We start from the raw sequence: 20,564 nt of genomic DNA, 5'->3' as shown, positions 1-20,564 counted from the left end.
TTCATGGCTTGCCGCCCGAATCGCCCAGCACCGCACCGACATACACCGACCGATCGAGCAGATCATCGGCCGCGCGGTCGGCGACGCCGAGTATCGGCCCGGCCAGCACGGTGAGCCCGAGCCCCACCGCGACGAGCACCGCGGTGGACGCCAGCATCAGCGCGGGCATCCGCCCCGGATCGTCGCGCTCGTCGTAGAGCATGTCGGTGTCGTCCTCGACCAGCGTCGGCAGGGTAGCGGCGGCGAGGTGGCCCTCGGGCGCGTCGGCGCGCGGGCGCCAGAAGGCCTTGCTCCACACCCGCGCGACGGCGTACAGCGTCAGCAGGCTGGTGAGCACCGACCCCGCCACCAGCACCCAGGCCAGCACGCTGCCGTCCGCCGCACCGGCCTCCAGCAGCGCCATCTTGCCGATGAATCCCGAAAACGGCGGAATACCACCGAGATTCAGCGCCGGAATTAGGAAGAGCACGGCGAGTACCGGGCTCACCGCGGCCAGCCCGCCGAGCCTGCGCAGCGATGCCGAACCCGCCTGCCGCTCGATCAGCCCGACCACCAGGAACAGCGCGGTCTGCACCAGAATGTGGTGCGCCACATAGAACACCGCGCCCGCCAGCCCCTGCTCGTTGGCGAGCCCGATGCCGAAGATCATGTAGCCGATATGGCTGACCAGGGTGAACGAGAGCAGCCGCTTGATGTCGTTCTGCGCGATCGCGCCGAAGATGCCGACAAGCATGGTGAGCAGGCCCGCCGCCATCAGGATGTCGTCGAAGCGCCCGTCGGCGAACAGCAGCGTGGTGGTCCGCATGATCGCGTACACACCGACCTTGGTGAGCAGGCCCGCGAACACCGCGGTGACCGGTGCGGGCGCGGTGGGGTAGGAGTCGGGCAGCCAGTTCGACAGCGGGAAGACCGCGGCCTTGATGCCGAACGCCACCAGCAGCACCGCGCAGATGGCGGCGCGAATTCCGGTGGGCACGTCGTCCATTCGCACGGCGAGCTGCGCCATGTTCAGCGTGCCCGTCGCCGCGTAGGCCATGGCGATGCCGCACAGGAAGATCAGCGACGACACCATCGACACCATCACGTAGGACACGCCCGCCCGGATCCGGTCCCTGGTGCCGCCGAGGGTGAGCAGCACGAACGACGCGCCGAGCAGAATCTCGAAGCCGACGAACAGGTTGAACAGGTCACCGGCCAGGAAGGCGAGCGAAATGCCCGCGCTCAGTACGAGATAGGTGGGCTGGAAGATGGAGGTCGGCTGCTTCTCGCCGCCGTCGCTGATGTTCTGGCCGGTCGCGTAGACCATCACGGCGAGCATCACGATCGCCGAGACCACCAGCATCGACGCCGAAAGCCGGTCCACCACAAGGGTGATGCCGATCGGTGACTCCCACCCGCCGACTTGCAGCACCGAAATGCCGTGCTGGTCGGCCAGATACAGTTGCAGCCCGCTGACCACCACCTCCGAACTCAGCGCGAGCAGCGTGATGCCGCGCTGGATGCGCGGCCTGCGCCCGGCGATCAGCGTCACCGCCGCCGCGAGCAGCGGAACGAGCACCGGCAGCGGTGTCAGCTCGGTCAGCACATGCGGAGACAGCATCATTCTTCTGGATCCTCCCGCTCACGCCTGGTCGCGACCTCGGTGTCCTCCGGATCGTTCTCGACCTGGTCGGTGGTGGTGAGCATGTAGGAGCGGTAGGCGAGCGCGAGCACGAACGCGGCGATGCCCATGGTGATCACGATGGCGGTGAGCACCATCGCCTGGGCGAGCGGATCCGACATCCGCTCGTCCGCGGGCTCTGTCGCGCCGAGGATGGGCGGGCGCCCGTCCGGCCCGCCCATGGTGATGATCAGCAGGTTCACCGCGTTGCCGAACAGGATCATGCCGAGCAGCATCTTCGACACCGCGCGCTCCAGGATCAGATACACCCCGCACGCGACGAGCACGCCGATCACGATCAGCAAGGTCAGGTTGGCGCTCATCGCGAACCATCCTGCGCCGCAGTGGTTTCCGGTAAGGGTTCCAGCTCCGAGCCGAGCCGGACGCCGAGGCTGCGCAGCACATCGAGGACCAGGCCGACCACGATGAGGTAGACGCCGAGATCGAAGAAGAGCGCCGTCACCAGCTTCACCTGGCCGAAGACGGGCAGCGTCAACTGGACGATGGCCGAGGACAGCGGCGGCGCACCGAGCAATACCGAGGCGGTTCCGGTACCCGCGGCGAGCGCGAGTCCCGTGCCGAGCAAATGGCCCGCCTCGATCGGCAGCGCCTCGGCGAGCTCGTAGCGCCCGCCCGCGAGATAGCGCAGTACCAGCGCGAGCCCGGCGGTGAGCCCACCGGCGAAGCCGCCGCCCGGTGCGTTGTGGCCGGAGAAGAAGAAGTACACCGAGAGCACCATGACGGTCGGGAAGACCAGGCGGGTGGTGATCTGCAGGACGATGGAGCGATAGCGCCGCTCGAGCAGCCGCCCGGCGGGCAGCCAGCTCACCAGATCGGGCCGGTAGTGCGGTGATTCGACCGCGCGCGGCAGGCTGCCGAAGCGGCGGCTGCGGAACATCAGCGAGGCAACGCCCGTCGCGGCGACGACGAGGACCGAGATCTCGCCGAGGGTGTCCCAGGCGCGGATATCGACGAGCAGCACGTTCACCGCGTTCTTGCCGCCACCGAATTCATAAGCGGCAGGCGGGATCCGGTGCCAGATCGGCTCGGTGGAGCGCGCCGACGTCGCGAAGGCGGCCAGCCCGGTGACGACCGCGCCGACGAGCACGGCGAGCAGCGCCCTCGGCGCGTGGAACGCGGTGGCGCGGCTGTCGTCGATCTCCGCGGGGAAGGCGCGCAGCACCAGCACGAAGATCACCAGAGTCAGTGTCTCCACCAGGAATTGGGTCAGCGCCAGATCCGGCGCGCCGTGCAGCGCGAACAGCACGCCGCAGCCGTACCCGGTGACGCCGACGAACAGCACCCCGGCCAGGCGGTTGCGCAGTATCGTCGCGCCGAGCGCCATCACAACCATGATCGCGCCGATGGCCGCCTGCAGCGGCGAATCCCACAGGCGTAGTTCGACTCCGGTGCGGGTGCCGAGCGCGAGCATGACCGTCGGCAGGATGATCAGCGTGATCAGGATCGTGGTCTGGCTCAGCGGCAGCGAGCCGCGCTGGGTGGCGCGGGTCATCCGCAGCGACAGCCGATCCATCGCGGCCAGGGTGGCGTCGTAGGCGCGGTCGGCATTGCCGAGCCGTGGCTTCGCGGATTCCACGATGCGCCCGCGCAGCAGGAACAGCGCGATACCGAGGACGATCACGAGCGCGGTCAGCCCGAGCACCGGCGTGACGCCGTGCCACAGCTGAAGATGCGAATCCAGCACTCCCGGCAGGGTTTCCGCATAGGGGCGCAAGAGGCGATCCATGCCCGACGCCGCCAACCCGGCGGCGAGTGACGCCACTGCCAATATCGCAGGCGGAGTGAGGAACATCAGCTCCGGCGCATGCCAGCCGCCATCGAACCGTGCATGCGGATCCGGGCTGCCCACATCGTGCGTTCGCCCGATGTCCCGCCGCGCCGCGCTGTCCCCGCCAACGCCGGGATCCACTGCCGTCCCCCGGCTTTCGCGAGGAAGAGGAAGGTGGGGAGAACTCACGCCAGAGGTGCCGGGAGAATCCACGCCGTAGGTCCGGGGCGATCGCGAACCGAGGTGCCCGGTGGCGTGCGTGCTCGACACGCGATCGCCCTTGTCCGCGAACGCGCCCCAGAGGAACCGCGCGCTGTAGCCGACCGTCAGTGCCGACCCGAGCACCAGGCCGACGACCAGCAGTACCCGGGCGGGCGCGGCCAAGTTGTCCGCTTCGAGCATCGCACCCAATGCGCTTTCCTTGCCGACGAATCCGAGCATCGGCGGTATGCCCGCCATGCTCAGCGCCGCCAATACCGCGGTGCCGCATAGCCAAGGCGCCCGCCGCCATAATCCGGACAGTCGCCGCAGATCACGCGTCCCCGCCCCGTGATCGATGATCCCGACCACCATGAACAGGCTCGCCTTGAAAAACGCGTGCGCCACGATCATCGTCACCCCGGCCAGCGCCGCGTCGGGGGTGCCGAGGCCGACCAGCACCATCAGGAAGCCGAGCTGGCTCACCGTGCCGAACGCGAGCACCAGCTTGAGATCGACCACCTGCAGCGATCGCAATCCGGCAAGCAGCATCGACGCGAGCCCGAGCGTGAGGATCATCGGATGCCACACCGGATTGCTCGCGAACGCGGGCGCGAGCCGGGCGACCAGGTAGATACCGGCCTTCACCATGGCCGCCGCGTGCAGATAGGCGCTGACCGGCGTCGGCGCGGCCATGGCGCCGGGTAGCCAGAAGTGCAGCGGCACAATGGCCGATTTGCTGAGCGCGCCGACAAGCAGCAGCGCGACGCCGGCGTTCACCGTCATCCCGTCGAGCGGTTGCGGCCGCGCGAGCAGGTCCGAGAGCAGATAGCTGTCGTTGGCCTCGCCGACGATGATGATCCCGACGAGCATCGCCAGCCCGCCCGCGCCGGTGACGAGCAGCGCCTGGATCGCGGCGCGCCTGCTCGCCGCCTGCTCGGCATTGTGGCCGACAAGCAGGAACGACAGCACCGTCGTCGTTTCCCAGAACACGAAGAGCAGCACCATATTGTCGCTGGTGACCAGCCCGAACATGGCGCCGGCGAAGCCGACCATCTGCGCGGCGAACACCTCGAGCCGCGGTTCGTCGTCCTCGAAATACCGGCCGCAGTAGGCCAGGATCAGCGTGCCGATGCCGAGGACGAGCGCGGACATGATGGCGGCGAGCGAATCGAAGCGCAGGTCGATGTTCAGCTCGATGCTCGGCGCCCACTCGAGCCGAACCTGTTGCGTACTACCCCACTTCGCGATCACCCAGCCGAGGCCGCCGAGCGGTACCAGCGCGAGCGGATAGAAAGCGTTGCGCCCCAGCGCCCGCACGCACCACGGCGCCAGCAGTGCGGCGATCGCGTGGGCGAGCAGGATTATGAGCAAACTTCACTCCGTCGGTGGTAGCGGCGCGGTTATGCCGCACAATCGTAGGGACGAGCCAGGGGTTTTCGCGCTTCGAGCCGCTATGGCGTTCGCTATAGCGGCGCCGATGTGGCTATGTGTCCGCAAACGTTTCATCCTCCGCCTCGACGGCGGGCCTGCTGCGGCTGCGCGGCCGAATCCGGTACAGCACAGCCAAACCCACCGCGCTGCAGAGGGTGACGGCCAGCGCCGCCGTGCCGGGTGTGCCGGTGTGCTCGCGCAGATCGTGGCTCGGCCAGCCCTGGTGGACGAGCGGCATCGCGGTCACTATCGACGGCAGGTACAGCGCGGCGAGTGCGAGTACCGCGCTCGGTGCGTACCTGGGATGGACTGTGCTGCAGCAGTATCCGGCGACGGTGGCGAGCACGCAGCCGCCGGCGACGAAGACGATCGCGTTGTCGTGCGTGGTGCGGAAGATGGCGAGCGCGCCGACTACGCCGATCACCGTGATCGCGAGCGTGTAGGAGGGGAACCGGATTCCGGCGGCCAGCCCGACCGCGGTGAGCGCGATCATCCCGAGCACATTCCAGGTCGGCCTGGTGGCATCGCCGAAGGCGTCCGCGGTGGTGATCAGGCTGACGGCCAGGTAGACGCCCGCACCGTCACGGCCGGGCAGCAGCATGGCCGCCGCGGTGGCCGCGAGCACCGTCGCCACTACGGCGAGCCCGACATCGACACCGTGCCCGATATCCGGCGCCTGTTCGTATTGGCGGGCCAGCCATTCGAAGACCGAAAGCATCACCAGGCCGAGCACCATGGCGGCGAGGATCGGGGTGATGGGCAGCTCGACAGCGACCCGCCACGCATTCGGTTCCTTCGGCGTCGACCGGTTGTGGCAGGCGCCGAGGAACAGCATGATCAGCGCGACGACGATGAGCCAGCGCGGCGGCGCCTCCAGCACCGCGTACGGGTCGTTGTCGGCGATCTCCAGCAGTTCGGCGACATCGCTGAAGATCAGGAAGCTCGCGGTGCCGAGCGCGAATCCCATGGCGGGCACCGGCCTGCGCAGCACCGCCGCGCCGAGCGCGCCGAGCAGTGCGCCCGCGCACACCGCGTCCACGTAGTTCTGGGTGGTCAGCATCTCGGCCGAGGAAACATGGCTGCCGGCAATGTGATTGATCAGCAGGCCGCCGCCGCCCACCAGCGCGAGCAGCCATCCGGTCACCGGGCGGCCGAAGGTGGTCACCACCACCGCGACGGCGACACCGACGATCATGCCGAGCGCCGCGCCGCGCGGGACGCTGTTGATCAGGCTGGCGACGCGATACGGAGTGCTGTCCGCGGGCCAGCTGAAGGTGATCGGCAGGAACAGGGCGATACCCGCGACCGCGGCGCCAAGGAAGGCCGCCATCGCGTCGACCACATCGCCTATCCGTCGCACCTGCCGAACATACCTGCGCCGGACCCGCGAACCTGTGATTGCCATCACTTTGCCGAGTCATGTCGGAAAGGTTTTACGGCCAGGAAACTGGTGATCACCGGGTGTTTGCCATCGTGTTCGTGTTTGCCGCGGTGTCGTGTTCGCGCGGCGGCGGGCCGGTCCGGCCTAACCGCGTTGTTCCGCGTAGCGCCGCAGCGATTCGACCTGTTCGGCATCCAATGACGGCCGCACCACCGCCTTGGCCGCGGCCACATCGGCCGCGGTGACATCGGCGGCGGCCACATCGCGGCGCATCGCGGCGAGCGCGGCCTCGCGCAGCAGCGCCGCGCAGTCGGCCGCCGAATAGCCGTCCAGCTCGCCGGCCAGCGCGCCGAGGTCGACGTCGTCGGCCAGCGGCACCGACGCGCCCGCCGTATCCAGGATCGCCCGCCGCGCGTCCGCGTCCGGCGGCGGTACGAAGATCAGCCGTTCCAGCCGCCCCGGTCGCAGCAGCGCGGGATCGATCAGCTCCGGCCGGTTGGTCGCGCCGAGCACCACCACATCGCGCAGCGGCTCGACGCCGTCCAGTTCGGTCAGCAGCGCGGCGACCACCCGATCGCCGACGCCGGAGTCGCCGCTCTGCCCGCGGCGCGGCGCGAGCGCGTCGATCTCGTCGAGGAAGATCAGTGAGGGTGCGGAATCCCGTGCGCGCTGGAACAATTCGCGCACCGCACGCTCGGAGGCGCCGACCCACTTGTCCATCAGCTCCGCGCCCTTCACCGCGTGCACGCTGAGCTGGCCGGTACCGGCCAGCGCACGCACCAGGAAGGTCTTGCCGCAGCCGGGCGGCCCGTAGAGCAGCACGCCGCGCGGCGGTTCGATGCCGAGGCGCGCGAACGAATCCGGATGGCGCAGTGGCCACAGCACCGATTCGGTCAGCGCCTGCTTGGTCTCGGCCATATCGCCGACATCGTCGAGCCCGAGGCTGCCGATCGCGAGTTCCTCCATGCCCGAACGGGAGAGCGGCCGGATAACCTCGAGCGCGCCGAGCAGATCCTGCTGCGTCAGCCGCGGCTCCGACTGCTGTTTGCTGGCACGCGATGCCGCGCGCAGCGCCGCCTCCCGGCACAGGGCCGCCAGATCGGAGACCACGAAACCCGGTGCACGCGCGGCGATCTCGTCGAGCTTCAGCTCCTCGGTCGGCACCTTGCGCAGCAGCTGTTCCAGCAGCGCCTTGCGCACCGTCGCGGTGGGCAGCGCCAGCGCGAGTTCGCGGTCGCACAGATCCGGTGCGCGCAAACGGGTGTCGATACCGGCCGGATGCGCGGTGGTCGCGAGGAAGGCGACACTCGGCTCGGCCACCGCGGCGCGCAGCTGGTCGAGGATCAGCGTGGCGACCGGTTCGGCCTGCGCGGGCAGCAGCGCGTCGATATCGGTGATCAGCAGGATCCCGCCCTGGCCCGAGCCGATATCGGCCACCGCGGCCGCGACCTCGCGCAGCCTCGCGCCGCTCTCCGCCGCGCCGACCGTCGGCCCGTCCAGCTCGACGATGCGGCGCGGCGCGGTCACCGCGCGGGCCAGCGTCGCCTTGCCGACGCCGGCCGGTCCGGTGATCAGCACGCCGAGATGTGGTCTGGCGCCGAGGGTTTTGAGCAGCTCTGGCTCGTCGAGCGCGAGCCGCAGCCACTCGTCGAGCTTCGCGGCCTGGCCGCGCACGCCCGCCAGATCCTCCACCGCGACCGGCGCCGTCCACTCACCGCTTCCGGCACTGCGGCCCGGTGCGACGGTCGCGTCGGCGGAGCTGCCGTCGGCCATGGCCAGCGCATCGATCGCGATCGCGTTGGGCAGTGTCTTACCGGTCGTCACCGATTCGGTCAGCGCCCGGTCGGCGGCGTCGCGCGCGGCGACGACGCCCGCGCCCCACACCACCGAGGTATTGGGCTGCACGCTGACCGGGCCGCGACCGGGATCGATCGCCGTCACCGTGAGCAGCTCGGTGGTCCACGCGATGCCGAAGGTGCGCGAGAGCGCCTGACTCGCGGCGGCCGAGCTGATGTCGGGGCCGAGATCGCGCGGCAGCAGTGAGACCGCGTCGCCTACCGTCACCACCTTGCCGAGCAGCGCTTGGCGCAGCGTCGCGGCGGGGATGGTGCGGGTGGCGTGCACCGAACCGCTCACCGAAATCTGCTTGGCGCCGTATACGGTCACCGGCGCGATCACCACGGTCGCGTTCTCGCGCAGCCCGGCATTGGACAGCGTGACGTCGTCGAGCAGTGCCACCCCGGCGGGTGTGCCCGCGGGCGCGACCCCGGCCACCGCCGCGGTGCGCCGCGACCCGATCAGCGCGATACCGTCCCACTCGCGCAGCCCGAGCGCGGCGAGCGCCTCGGGATGCAGCCGCACCATCCCGCGCCTGGCATCGGCCGCGGACGGATTCAAACGGGCGGTGAGTGCGAGATCTGCCACCGTGTCATTCTGCCCGGGTGACGCGGCGCGCGCGGTGGGACCGGTCGGCTTACTTGTCCTTGGCGATACCCGCCGCCACCGCGACCGGCGTGTCGGCCACCGAGGAGGACAGGCAGACCAGTTTCGCGGTGCCGAGCGCGACATTCGGGCTGCCGTCGAACGGGCTGCCCGGGTTCTCCGCCAGGATCTGCTCGATCAGCGTCTTCTCGGCCGCGCTGTCCAGCTTCTTGAATTCGGCACAGGTGGTCTTCGATGCCGCGCCCGCCGCGGCGGGCTTGCCCGGCGTCGTCGACGCGCCCGCGCTCGGCGTGCTCGCCGGGCTCGCGGTCGAGCTGGTGCTCGGCGTGCCCTTGCGCAGGCCGTTCGCGTCGGTGGACTCGTCTTTGGACTGGCCGCAGCCGGTCAGCGTCAGAGCTACCGAAGCGGCGGCCAGAGCGATGACGAAATTACGCTTCATATCGTGGGTTCCCCGGTGGTCGAGACGCGCCGGAGCCTCCGGCGCGTTGGCAGCGTACCGGGTGCTCCGCCGACGTTGTGATCAGAGCCTCAATGTAAATATCGGTCGCAGACATTCCCGCGCAACCGATTCCAGGATCGGTTGCGCGCCTTGGCGTCCGCCAATCGATGGCTGAAGGCCGTCAGTGGATGTGGTCCTGCCAGTCGGCCGGTACCCGGCCGCGCGGGCCTGGCACGCCCTGATCCTCGGGGTGATGGGTCGGCGCGGCCAATTCCGGTCCGCCGTTGTACATTTCCTCGCTGCGGAAATCCCAGAACCAGTCCTCGCCCGGCTCGAAGCTCTGGATGAACGGGTGCCCGGTGTCCTTGGCGTGCTTGCTCGCGTGCTGTTCGGGCGAGGTGTCGCAGCAGCCGACGTGCCCGCACTGGGCGCACCGGCGCAGGTGCACCCACCAGCCCTGTGCCGCTTCGCATTCCATACAGCCCGGTCCGCTGGGCGGTACCGACTGATCGATCCCTTCGAGTTCCCGCGTCATTGCTGGCCTCCTGCTTCGGGTGCTGCCCCGGTGTCGTCTGGACGGTTCAGCGGCAGCCGGACGATGAATCTGGTGTCGCCTGGTTGGGAATCTACGTGGATATCGCCGCCGTGCTTGTTCACCACGATGCGGAACGAGATATCCAGGCCGAGCCCGGTGCCCTCACCCATGGGTTTGGTGGTGAAGAACGGCTCGAACACCCGCCCGCGCGCCGCCTCGGGGATGCCGGGGCCGGTGTCGCCGATTTCCACGACCGCGCAGTCGTTCTCGTGCCTGGTGCGGATGGTCAGCCTGCCCTCGCCGTGCATGGCGTACACCGCGTTGTCGATCAGGTTGGTCCACACCTGATTCAATTCCGCCGCGTAGCAGGGCACCTGGGGCAGCGCGCGGTCATACTCCTTGACCACCGTGATGCCGTCGCCGATCTTGCGGCTGAGCATCACCAGTGTGCTGTCGAGCAGATCGTGGATGTCGACCACCTGGAAGGGGGCGCGGTCCATCTGCGAATACTGTTTGGCCGCATCGACGAGCGAGGAGATCCTGGTGGTCGAGTCGGAGATCTCGTTCATCAGCAGCTCGGTCTCGATGGTGTAGTTGAGCCAGCGGATCGCGCCCTCGAACACCTTGTTCGGACAGCCCTCCAGCGTGCCCCACACCCGCTCCAGCCAGTCGACGTCGAAACCGGCCTGCACGAAGTTCGGCGCCAGATTCCAGCCGTCGGCGATCTCGTGCTCCTCCAGCCATTCGCCGAGCAGGTCCTCGCGATCGGCCGCCTCCATCGGCGTCAGCTCGGGCGCCTTGGCCACCTGGGCCGCGGCCTCCTCCTGCAAACGCACCAGCGTGACAAGCACTTCCGGCTGGAATTTGCCCTCGGCCATCATCGCGAGCTTGTGCCGCATACCGGCGACGCGCTCGCGCAGGCCCGAGGTGGCCCGCACCGCGGCGGCCGCCGGATTGTTCAGCTCGTGGGTCAGGCCTGCCGACAGCGAGCCGAGCGCGAGCAGCCGTTCGCGCTCGCCGATGCGGGCGTTGGTGTTCCTGTTGCCGAAGAAAGCGCCCTCCAGCAGGTGCACCGCCATCGGGAACCACTCGTTCATGATCCGCGCGAAGGTCGGCGCGTCGAGCACGAAGAACCGGGATTCGCGGGTCACATACATTGTGCCGCTGTAGGTTTGCTCGACCTTGTCACCGATGTAGGCCATCCAGGCGCCCGAGTAGGCGCCGTGATGATCGGTGCGCACCATCTCGATCTCGGCGCCGCTGGAGATCTTGGTCAGCCGTACCTCGCCGTCCATCAGCACGTAGAAGCACGTCGCCGGATCGCCCTCGCGGAAAACCAGTCCCGGCGCGATGGTTTCGACCCGCCCATCCCTGCACAGCTCCTCGAGCTGTGCGTCGGTGAGCTTCTCGAACAGGAACAGGCTGCGCAGTTCGTCGGGATCGCACACCAGCCTGCTGTGGCGATCGGCCTCGGCATCAGTCGAATTCATCATCCAAGCCTTTCGGTTATGCCAGGTAGCGGTGCACGAGCATGACGGCCATCGCGCCCTCGCCGACCGCGGAGGCGACCCGCTTGGCCGAATCGGCGTGTACGTCACCGGCGACGAAGACGCCGGGGACGCTGGTCTCCAGGTGATGCGGCGGTCTCGGCAGCTCCCAGCCCGCGGGCCTGCCGCCGTCGACCACCAGGTCCGGCCCGGCGAGCACATAGCCAGCGGCGTCGCGCTTGACCACGCCGTCGAGCCAGTCGGTCTGCGGCGCGGCGCCGATGAACAGGAACAGCCGCTCCGCGTCCGCCTTCTCGTCGGCTCCCGTCTCGTTGTTGCGCAACACGATTCGCTGCAGGTGATCGTCGCCGTCGGCGGCGGTCACCTCGGTGCGGGTGTGCACCTTGATATTCGGAATCTGCGCGATCTGCTGAATCAGGTAGTGCGACATGGATTTGTCCAGCGAATCACCGCGCACCACCAGGTGCACCGTTCGCGCGTTGCGGGACAGGAACACCGCGGCCTGCCCGGCCGAATTCGCGCCGCCGACGATGTAGACGTCGTGATCGGCGCATTCGGTGGCCTCGGTCATCGCCGAGCCGTAATAGACGCCGCGCCCGGTGAAGTCGTCGACGCCGGGTGCGGGATGGCGGCGGTAGTCGACGCCGGTCGCGATGATCACGGTGTGCGCGCACAGCTTCCCGCCGTCGGCGAAGCGCACCGTGCGGGCCGACCCGTTCACCTCGAGCCCGACCACCTCGCGGGTGGTGATCACCTCGGCGCCGAATTTGGCCGCCTGCCGCCGCGCACGGTCCGCCAGCTGCGCGCCGGACACCCCGTCGGGGAAGCCGAGGTAGTTCTCGATGCGCGAGCTCTGCCCGGCCTGTCCGCCGGTCGCGGTGCGCTCCACCAGCACCGTGCGCAGCCCCTCGGACGCGCCGTACACCGCGGCGCCGAGCCCGGCCGGGCCGCCGCCGACCACGATGAGGTCGTAGAAGTCGCCGGTGGGCATCGTGGTGAGCCCGACGTTCTCGGCCAGCTCACCATCGGAGGGTTGGACCAGCGCCTGCCCGGTCGCGGTGATCACCACCGGGCAGCGCTCGGCATCGGTGCCCGCCGCCTCGAGCAGGCGCGCGCCCTCGGGCTCGTCGGCCAGGTACCAGCGGTAGGGCAACTGGTTGCGCGCCAGGAACTCCCGCACCTGCGAGGAGCGCGGCGACCAGCGGTTGCCGACCACCTTCGTCTCGGTGACCGGGCGGTGTTCGCTGCCGCGCCAGGCCTCGAGCAGCGTGTCGAGCACCGGATACAGCTTCTCCTCCGGCGGATCCCACGGCTTGAGCAGATAGTGGTCGAGGTCGACGACGTTGATCGCGTCGATCGCGGCGCTGGTGTCGGCATAGGCGGTCAGCAGCACACGCCGGGCGTACGGGTGCAGGTCCATCGCCTGCTCCAGGAATTCGATGCCGTCCATGCCTGGCATCCGGTAATCGGCGATCAGTACCGCGACCGGCTGGCCGCGCAGTTTCATCTCACGCAGTGCCTCAAGCGCCTGTGCGCCCGATTCCGCACGCAGAATCCGGTAATCGGCCCCGTAGCGGCGGCGCAGGTCACGCACGACGGCGCGGGAAACCCCTGGATCGTCGTCGACGCTGAGGATGGCCGGCTTCGTAGCAGCGGGTGAAGTCACCTCACGAGTATGGAGCCTCGGTGATCTCTGTGTCGCGGCCGTTTCAGACCTGCCGATGCCGGACCATATCCAGTTCGCTGGGCGTTAGCAGGCGTTCGAGCCGTTCTTCCTGCGCGGGCTTGGTGCGTAGGGCGAAAGTGCCACGGAGGGAAAGCCCGTCTTCGGGTTCGACAGCGGGAAGCACGGGAACCTGATCCGCCGGGCGGCGGTGGAGGAGGGAGCGCAGTTTCACGGCCGATCACCTCACGTTGGACGGGAAAGCTGGTGGCTGTGTCTGATGCTTCGTCTATAAGTAATTGTGCGCTCGGTATTACAGAGGCCGAAGTGCAACATGCGAAAATGTGACGTAACTGTCTTCCCGATTAATAATGTCCGATACCAGCAGTCACATCAATCGGAGGCACCGTTGCCGAACACACTCGAAGCCACCATCGATATCTCGGCGCCGCCGGAGCAGGTCTGGGCGGTGGTCTCCGACTTCAAGCGGGTCTCCGAATTCAGCCCGCACACCGTCAAGATGGTTCCGCTCGGCACCCCGAAGGCGGGGACATGGACCGTCAACTGGAACAAGGACGGCAAGAAGTACTACCCGACCACCTCGCGCATCGTGCGCTATGAACCCAACCAGGCCTTCGCCTTCCGGATGAACGAGAACTTCACCGTCTGGAGCTACACCCTGGAGCCGACCGCGACCGGTACCAAGCTCATCCAGCGCCGCGATGTGCCCAACGGCGTCTCGCTACCGGTACGCAAGGTGATCGACGCGGTGCTCGGCGGCGAGCAGTCTTTCGAGGCCGATCTCGTCGACGGCATGCAGGTGACCCTCGGCCGGATCAAGGCCGCGGTGGAATCGCGCGGCTGAGGTCGCCACGCGCGCACGCTGATGCGCGTAAGTTCCGGCTATGCGACCAATGACGCGTGGTGCGGCGGCCATCGCCGCCATAGCGGGTACCGGCCTGCTGCTCACCGGATGTGGCTCCGCCGACGGTGGCGCCGACCGTGATGTCACGGTGGTCGGCACCGGCAAGGTGCGCGGCGCCCCGGACAGCCTGAATGCGGATATCGGCGTCGAGGTGACCGCGGACAACGTGTCCGCGGCCATCTCCGGCGCGAACGAGAAGTCGAAGGCGATGACCGACGCGATGGTGGCCGCGGGCGCAAGCCGCGAGGACATCCGCACCAACGACGTCGCCATCCAGCCGCAGTACGCGAACGGCCCGGACGGCGGCAACACCGTCATCGGCTACCGCGCCACCAACATGGTGCACGTCGTCGTGCGCGACCTGCCGAAGGCGTCGGCCGTGCTCGACGGCGCGATCAAGGCGGGCGGCAACGAAACCCGCCTGCGCGGTGTGTCTTTCGCGCTCGACGACAATTCCAAACTGCTCTCCGACGCGCGGGCCCGCGCCTTCGCCGACGCGAAATCGCGTGCGGAGCAGTACGCGGTGCTGGCCGGGCTGAAGCTGAAGGACGTCAAGACCATCAGCGAGGCCAGCAACCGCGACGACATCAGCAACGCGAAGGTCGCGGGCTCCGCCCCCGATGCGTTCGCGCTGGAACCGGGCACCCAGACGGTGACGTTCAGCGTGAAGGTCACCTGGTCGCTGGGTTGAAGTTGAATGAGCTGAGATCTACTTCCAGTTGGGCAGATTGACGACCTGTGCGGCGTAGGAGAGACCGGCGCCGAACGCGATGAGCAGCGCGGTATCGCCCGGCTTCGACTCGCCCTTGCGCAGCAGCGCCTCCATGGCCAGCGGGATCGAGGCGGCCGAGGTATTGCCGTTCTCCTCGATGTCGTTGGCGAGCGCGGTGCGCTCCGGCAGCTTGAGCACCCTGGCCATGATCTCGATGATCCGCCCGTTGGCCTGGTGCGGGATCATCGCGTCCAGATCCTCGGTGGACAGCCCGGCGCGGTCGATCGCGTCGCGGCACACCTTCTCCAGCGAGTGTGCGGCCCAGCGGAATACCGCCGTGCCCTCCATCGTCAGGTAGGGCCGCACCGCGTCCAGGCCCTTCTCGTCGATCTCGGCGAAGAACTCGATCCAGTTCTTGTCCTGCCGGATCGCGTGATGCTGGGTGCCGTCCGAACCCCAGACCGTCGGGCCGATGCCCTGGGTCTCGGACGGGCCGACGACGACGGCGCCCGCGCCGTCGGCGAACAGGAAGGCCGTCGAGCGGTCGGCCGGGTTGATGGTGTCGGTCAGCTTCTCCACGCCGATGACGAGCACGTGCGCCGAGGTGCCGCCGCGGACCAGATCCGATGCGAGCGCCAGCGCGTGACAGAAGCCGGCGCAGCCCGCCGAAATGTCGAATGCCGCAGCGCCGTTCATGCCCAGTTCGGTCGCGATCTGTGGCGCGGCGGCCGGTGTCAGCAACAGATGTGAGGACGTAGCAACGATCACGCAATCGACCTGATCGACGTCGACCCCCGACGATTCGAGCGCGCCGCGCGCGGCCGCCACGCTCATGCTCTGAATGGTCTCCGACTCCGACGCGAAGCGCCTCGTCTTGATTCCGGACCTGGTTCGAATCCACTCGTCGCTCGAGTTGATCGGGCCCGCCACCTCGTCGTTCGTGACCACCCGAGCCGGGCGGTATACGCCGAGCCCGAGGATCGCGGTGTGCTCTGGCCCTGTGGTCTGGGCGATTCGAGCAGCCATGGTCCGTCTCCTATGTACCTGCGGCGGCGCCGCCGGGTTGTACCCCGAAGCCTCGGAAATGATTCCCTCATCCGACCCGATACCTACGATTCCGTAGACATGAGGCCCCCTCATATTAGCCCCCGGGTCGCCGGATGCGAGTGCGTATTCTCACATTGCGCGGGTACACCCCCGTTAGCACGTCACCGGCTCAATGGTGGCGTGTTCCCAACTAGTGATGCGAGGACACCATGCTCGGTCTGGGGATTATCGGGTGGATCATCATCGGCGGACTTGCCGGCTGGATCGCCAGCAAGATCATGAAGACGGATGCGCAACAGGGCATCCTGCTGAACATCGTGGTGGGCGTGGTCGGCGGCCTGCTCGGTGGCTTTGTCTTGAAGTTGTTCAACGTCGATGTGGAGGGCGCCGGCCTGTGGTTCAGCTTCTTCACCTGCCTCGGCGGCGCGGTGATTCTGTTGTTCTTGGTGAAGCTCGTGATGGGCAGCCGGATCAGTCGTTGACCGGTCACTGAGAAGAGGGCGGCCACGGGCTCCGTCCCGTAAGGTGTGATCGCTTGCGCTGGACCTATCGTTGAGGGGCGCAATCCATCTGCACCGAGCACGAAAGAGGAGCCTGTGGCACGCCGTCCCACCCCGCCCGGCACGCCCGAACGCACCGGAATCGGCCATGTCGCCGATCTGGTCCGCAATGCGATTCCCCCGCTGCACCCGGCCGGGCTGCCGTTCGTCGCCGCGCCGCTGGCCATCGCTGTCGTCGGCGGCAAGCGCAAGTGGGTGCGGCGCACCGGCCTGTTCGCCGCCGCGGCATGCGCGACCTTCTTCCGGCACCCGCACCGGGTCCCGCCGAACCGTCCCGGTGTGGTCGTCGCGCCCGCCGACGGTGAGGTCGCGCTCGTCGACACCGCCGCTCCGCCCGCGGAATTGGGCCTCGGCGACAAGCCGCTGCCCCGGGTGAGCATCTTCCTTTCCGTGCTCGACGTGCACGTGCAGCGCACCCCGGTCTCCGGTGTGGTGCGCCAGGTCCTGCACCAGGCCGGTCAGTTCCGCTCGGCCGATCTGCCCGAGGCCAGTTCGGTCAACGAGCGCAACAGCATGGTGCTGGAGACCGAGGCCGGTCAGCAGATCGTCGTCGTGCAGATCGCCGGACTGCTGGCGCGTCGCATCGTCTGCGATGCCAGGCCCAATGACAAACTGACCATCGGCGAGACCTACGGGCTGATCCGATTCGGCTCCAGGGTCGACACCTATTTCCCCGCGGGCACCACCCTGCTCGTACAGCCCGGCCAGCGCACCATCGGGGCCGAGACTGTTTTGGCCGAATTGAACTCTCCTGGTTCAACGCGGGCCGGTTCATCAACCACCGACTCATGATGGAGGCGGCACTGCCAACGCCGAAGCGACGACCGAGACCCATCCGGCTGCTACCGAGCATCGTGACCATCCTGGCGCTATGCGCCGGGCTGTCCGCGGTGAAGTTCGCGCTGGACGGCAAGCTCGATCTCGCGCTCGCCATGATCGGCGCGGCCGCGGTGCTCGATACGCTCGACGGCAGGCTCGCCCGCATGCTCGACGCCACCTCCAAGATGGGCGCCGAGCTGGACTCGCTCTCGGACGCAATCTCTTTCGGCGTCGCGCCCGCGCTGGTGCTGTACGTGACCGTGCTCGATCGGGAGAGCGCGGGCTGGATCATCGCGCTGCTGTACGCGGTGAGCATCGTGCTGCGGCTGGCCAGGTTCAATACGCTGCTCGACGACGACACCAGGCCCGATTGGTCGCGTGAGTACTTCGTCGGCGTGCCCGCGCCCGCGGCCGCGCTCATCGCGCTGGTGCCGATCGCGCTGCTCAAGCAGTTCGGCGACGGCTGGTGGGTCGGCTTCTACGAGTGCGCGGTCTGGACGATCTTCGCCGCGGCGCTCGCGGTGTCCACGATTCCGACGCTGGCCATGAAATCGGTGTCGGTGGCGCCGCAGGCAGCGGCGGGTCTGCTCGTGCTCGTCGCGGTCGCGGCGGCCGCGCTGGTCACCTTCCCGATCGTGCTGCTGCTCGTGCTCGTCGCGCTGTACCTGGGCCACATTCCGTTCGCCTGGCGCTCGCAGCGCTGGGTGGCCGCGCGCCCGGAAACGTGGCAGCACAAGCCTTCCGAGCGCAGGGCGCAGCGGCGGGCCGATCGGCGCCGTCCGGTCATCCGCCGTCCGGTGATCCGCGATTCCGGTGCGCGCCTTCGGTTGCGCCGCCCCGGCGGTAAGCAGCGGCAGCCCGACGAGATCCAACATTGATCCGAACTGCTGGCCTTCCTTAAGGTTTCGCTAAGAATGGCGGCGGACGCTCGGGTGATATGAACACTCTTGCGGCACTCGGGGGGTTCGGGCTCGGTGAATTCGAGCTCGGGGGATTGCGGCTGTGGCGGTGGTTCGATGCGGGCCGGTTCGCGAGTGTGCTGCTGGAGCACCCGCGCGCGCGATCGATTGTGAGCGGTACGGTCATCACGAGCGAGCGAACGCGGGAGAGGGTACCGGTGGAAGAGGATGGACTGCGCGTCTTTCAGACGCATCGGCCTCGCTTGTTCGCGCTGGCCTATCGGATGCTCGGCTCGGCGACCGAGGCCGAGGACGCGGTGCAGGAAACGTATCTGCGCTGGGACGGCGCCGAGCGCGCCGAAATCCGGTCCGCCGAGGCCTGGCTCACCACGGTGCTGGTGAATCTGTGCCGCAGCTGGCTGGTTTCGGCGCGGGCGCGCAGGGAGAGCTATGTCGGGCCATGGCTGCCCGAGCCGGTGCCCACCGCGCGCGGTCAGCTCGGGCCGCTGGAAACCGTCGAGGAGCGCGAGCTGGTCTCGCTGGCGCTGCTGACCACCCTGGAGCGGTTGAGCCCGGTCGAGCGCGCGGTTTTCGTTTTGCGCGAAGCATTCGGATATGCGCATCGGGAGATCGCCGACATGCTCGCGGTGACCGAGTCGAACTCGCAGCAGATCTTCCGCAGGGCGAGTCTGCGCGTGCGCGAAGGACACTCGCGCTACGACAGGCCGCGGGACCAGGGGCGTGAGCTGATCGAGCGATTCCTCAAGGCCGCGCGCACCGGCGATATCGAGGCGCTGGAGCGGATGCTGGCCGCGGACGCCGTCGCGACGGCCGACGGCGGCGGCATCGTCACCGCGGCCAGGCGGCCGATCCTCGGCGCGCACAATGTCGCGCGCTACGCGGCCGGGCTGTTCCAGCGCGAGATCCCGGGTTTGGAGGTCGTGCTGGAGGAGATCAACGGCGCCTACGCGGTGGTCGCGCGGATCACCGGCACCCCGTTCGGCGTGGTCGGCGTCGAGACGACGGCGGATGTGGTGACCGGGCTGCGGCTCATCCTCAATCCGGACAAGCTCGGGTACCTGAGCCGGGTGTGACCCGGCTCATGCCCGTGGCCTGTCATGGATCGGGTGGCTGTCGAGTCTGAGGTGTGTCGGCAAGCGAAAGGACACATCATGAGCGGACATCGGATCGTCATCCTGGGCGCGGGGTACGCGGGGTTGTCGGCGGCCAAGCGGTTCGCGCGCACCGCGCGGGAGGCCGAGATCACCGTGGTCGACGCGCGCGCCGAATTCGTCGAGCGGGTGCGCCTGCACCAGCAGGCCGCCGGGCAACCGATCGCCTCCTGGGATCTGCGAGAACTGCTCGAGCGCAAGCGGATCCGCTTCGTTCAGGCGCGGGCGACCGAGATCGATACCGAGCGCAAGCAGGTGCTGCTCGATGACGCGCCCGCACTCGGCTACGACACCCTCGTCTACGCGCTCGGCAGCACCGGAGGCACCGGGGCGGTGCCCGGCGTCGCCGAATACGCCTACTCGGTGGCGACACCGGAGGACGTGCGGCGGCTGCCCGCGTCCCTCGGCACCGGGCCGGTGGCGGTAATCGGTTCCGGCGCAACGGGAATCGAGCTCGCCGCGGAATTGGCTGAGGCGCAGCCCGATACGCGGGTGGTGCTGCTCGGCGCGGAGGAGCCCGCCGCCTGGCTCGCACCGAAGGCGAGCGCGCATGTGCGGCGGGTGCTCGAGCGGCTCGGCGTCGAAATCCGTGGCGGCGTCAAGGTTGTCGAGGTGACCGGCGATGGCGTCTGGTTGGCCGACGGTGAACTGGTTGCCGCCGCGGCGACGGTGTGGACCGCCGGATTCGATGTGCCCGATCTGGCCGCGCGCACCGGTCTCGCGGTGGACGGCGGCGGCCGGGTGCTGACCGATGCGTCGCTGCGCTCGGTCTCCCATCCCGACGTGTACGCGGCGGGCGATTGCGCCGTCATCGCCGGACCCGGCGGGCGGGAGCTGCGGATGGCCTGCGCGACCGCTTTGCCGACCGGCATGTACGCGGCGGAGGTGATCAGTGCGCGGATCCAGGGTCGCGAACCGCGGCCGATGAAGTTCCGCTACCTCGTCCAGTGCCTGAGCCTCGGTCGGGACGACGGCCTGATTCAGGTGCTGCATGCCGACGATTCCCCCGCGAAGACCGTGCTCACCGGCCGTTCGGCGGCCTGGCTGAAGGAGCGCGTTGTCCGGTTCGCGGCGGCGGGTGCGGGACTGTCCTAATTCGTCAACCAAGGGTTGACGGCGACCGATCGTCAACCTATGGTTGACGCATGACCTCTCCGCTCCGGCTCGACGATTTGATCGACGCCATAAAGAAAGCCCGACCAGACAGCGCGCTGGATCAACTGTCCGACGCGGTCGTCGCCGCAGGACATCTCGGCGAAGTGGGCGCTCATCTGATCGGCCCCATCGTCGACCAGGCCCCGCGCGCCGGCGCCGCATGGTCCCCTATACGCGTAAACCAGGGTGTCACCCAACAGGGCCCCCCCCAGCCGGTGCTGGCCAA

Annotated in this window: 18 protein-coding genes and 1 pseudogene; 8 read left to right on the top strand and 11 right to left on the bottom strand. The window is 68.5% G+C overall.

Features of this window, described 5'->3' with window-relative positions:
• Position 1 precedes the first annotated feature (1 nt).
• The 10 genes from ACIG5A_RS19755 to ACIG5A_RS19710 form a co-directional block, all read right to left on the bottom strand.
• Positions 2-1,603 carry a Na+/H+ antiporter subunit D gene (locus tag ACIG5A_RS19755; RefSeq protein ID WP_397241935.1) on the bottom strand — a complete coding sequence of 534 codons (1,602 nt, stop codon included), beginning with the start codon at positions 1,601-1,603 and terminating at the stop codon, positions 2-4.
• Positions 1,600-1,983 carry a Na(+)/H(+) antiporter subunit C gene (locus ACIG5A_RS19750; RefSeq protein WP_397241933.1) on the bottom strand — a complete coding sequence of 128 codons (384 nt, stop codon included), beginning with the start codon at positions 1,981-1,983 and terminating at the stop codon, positions 1,600-1,602. Before ACIG5A_RS19750 ends, ACIG5A_RS19755 begins: the two co-directional genes overlap by 4 nt.
• A complete protein-coding gene (locus ACIG5A_RS19745; RefSeq protein ID WP_397241931.1) occupies positions 1,980-5,021 on the bottom strand; it encodes a Na+/H+ antiporter subunit A in 3,042 nt (1,013 codons plus the stop codon). Before ACIG5A_RS19745 ends, ACIG5A_RS19750 begins: the two co-directional genes overlap by 4 nt.
• 112 nt (positions 5,022-5,133) lie before the next feature.
• Entirely contained in the window at positions 5,134-6,441 is a 1,308-nt protein-coding gene (locus ACIG5A_RS19740; protein ID WP_397241929.1) for a hypothetical protein, read from the bottom strand.
• A 165-nt stretch (positions 6,442-6,606) separates the two neighbouring features.
• A complete protein-coding gene (locus tag ACIG5A_RS19735) occupies positions 6,607-8,886 on the bottom strand; it encodes an AAA family ATPase (RefSeq protein ID WP_397241927.1) in 2,280 nt (759 codons plus the stop codon).
• A 49-nt stretch (positions 8,887-8,935) separates the two neighbouring features.
• Positions 8,936-9,343: a hypothetical protein gene (locus tag ACIG5A_RS19730; protein ID WP_397241925.1), complete on the bottom strand. Its 408-nt coding sequence runs from the start codon at positions 9,341-9,343 to the stop codon at positions 8,936-8,938.
• 181 nt (positions 9,344-9,524) lie between these two features.
• Positions 9,525-9,878, bottom strand: a complete 354-nt coding sequence (locus tag ACIG5A_RS19725; protein ID WP_397241923.1) for a UBP-type zinc finger domain-containing protein — start codon at positions 9,876-9,878, stop codon at positions 9,525-9,527.
• A complete protein-coding gene (locus tag ACIG5A_RS19720) occupies positions 9,875-11,368 on the bottom strand; it encodes an ATP-binding protein (RefSeq protein WP_397243904.1) in 1,494 nt (497 codons plus the stop codon). The genes ACIG5A_RS19725 and ACIG5A_RS19720 overlap by 4 nt, the downstream gene beginning before the upstream one ends.
• Positions 11,369-11,384: 16 nt before the next feature.
• Positions 11,385-13,052 (bottom strand): FAD-dependent oxidoreductase, encoded by a 1,668-nt coding sequence (locus ACIG5A_RS19715; protein WP_397241921.1) that lies wholly within the window; start codon positions 13,050-13,052, stop codon positions 11,385-11,387.
• Positions 13,053-13,095: 43 nt separating this feature from the next.
• Positions 13,096-13,284, bottom strand: coding sequence for a hypothetical protein (locus ACIG5A_RS19710; RefSeq protein WP_397241919.1), 189 nt, complete (start codon positions 13,282-13,284; stop codon positions 13,096-13,098).
• A 174-nt stretch (positions 13,285-13,458) separates the two neighbouring features.
• Here ACIG5A_RS19710 and ACIG5A_RS19705 point away from each other — a divergent pair, with 174 nt between their 5' ends.
• Together ACIG5A_RS19705 and ACIG5A_RS19700 are read left to right on the top strand one after the other, a co-directional pair.
• The gene (locus ACIG5A_RS19705; protein WP_397241917.1) at positions 13,459-13,914 is read left to right on the top strand and encodes an SRPBCC family protein; all 456 of its coding nucleotides are present in this window, start codon (positions 13,459-13,461) and stop codon (positions 13,912-13,914) included.
• Positions 13,915-13,954: 40 nt separating this feature from the next.
• Positions 13,955-14,665 carry an SIMPL domain-containing protein gene (locus tag ACIG5A_RS19700; RefSeq protein ID WP_397241915.1) on the top strand — a complete coding sequence of 237 codons (711 nt, stop codon included), beginning with the start codon at positions 13,955-13,957 and terminating at the stop codon, positions 14,663-14,665.
• 18 nt (positions 14,666-14,683) lie between these two features.
• Here the strand turns inward: ACIG5A_RS19700 and ACIG5A_RS19695 are convergent, their stop codons facing one another.
• Positions 14,684-15,712 carry a beta-ketoacyl-ACP synthase III gene (locus tag ACIG5A_RS19695; protein WP_397241913.1) on the bottom strand — a complete coding sequence of 343 codons (1,029 nt, stop codon included), beginning with the start codon at positions 15,710-15,712 and terminating at the stop codon, positions 14,684-14,686.
• A 230-nt stretch (positions 15,713-15,942) separates the two neighbouring features.
• Here ACIG5A_RS19695 and ACIG5A_RS19690 point away from each other — a divergent pair, with 230 nt between their 5' ends.
• The 6 genes and pseudogenes from ACIG5A_RS19690 to ACIG5A_RS19665 form a co-directional block, all read left to right on the top strand.
• Complete coding sequence (locus ACIG5A_RS19690; protein ID WP_397241911.1) at positions 15,943-16,215, top strand: GlsB/YeaQ/YmgE family stress response membrane protein; 273 nt, start codon at positions 15,943-15,945, stop codon at positions 16,213-16,215.
• Positions 16,216-16,329: 114 nt separating this feature from the next.
• Positions 16,330-17,085: a phosphatidylserine decarboxylase gene (locus ACIG5A_RS19685; RefSeq protein ID WP_397241909.1), complete on the top strand. Its 756-nt coding sequence runs from the start codon at positions 16,330-16,332 to the stop codon at positions 17,083-17,085.
• Positions 17,085-17,990 carry a CDP-diacylglycerol--serine O-phosphatidyltransferase gene (gene pssA, locus ACIG5A_RS19680; RefSeq protein WP_397243902.1) on the top strand — a complete coding sequence of 302 codons (906 nt, stop codon included), beginning with the start codon at positions 17,085-17,087 and terminating at the stop codon, positions 17,988-17,990. Before ACIG5A_RS19685 ends, pssA begins: the two co-directional genes overlap by 1 nt.
• A 239-nt stretch (positions 17,991-18,229) precedes the next feature.
• A complete protein-coding gene (locus tag ACIG5A_RS19675) occupies positions 18,230-19,105 on the top strand; it encodes an RNA polymerase sigma-70 factor (RefSeq protein ID WP_397241907.1) in 876 nt (291 codons plus the stop codon).
• 78 nt (positions 19,106-19,183) lie between these two features.
• The gene (locus ACIG5A_RS19670) at positions 19,184-20,278 is read left to right on the top strand and encodes an NAD(P)/FAD-dependent oxidoreductase (protein ID WP_397241905.1); all 1,095 of its coding nucleotides are present in this window, start codon (positions 19,184-19,186) and stop codon (positions 20,276-20,278) included.
• Between the two features lie 50 nt (positions 20,279-20,328).
• Positions 20,329-20,564 (top strand): annotated as a pseudogene (locus ACIG5A_RS19665) (ATP-dependent Clp protease ATP-binding subunit); the annotation flags it as partial.

The sequence above is a fragment of the Nocardia sp. NPDC052566 genome (genome assembly GCF_044547285.1).
Lineage (GTDB): Bacteria > Actinomycetota > Actinomycetes > Mycobacteriales > Mycobacteriaceae > Nocardia.
Note: the sequence above shows the minus strand (reverse complement) of the source record. Positions and strands in the feature narration are given on the sequence as shown.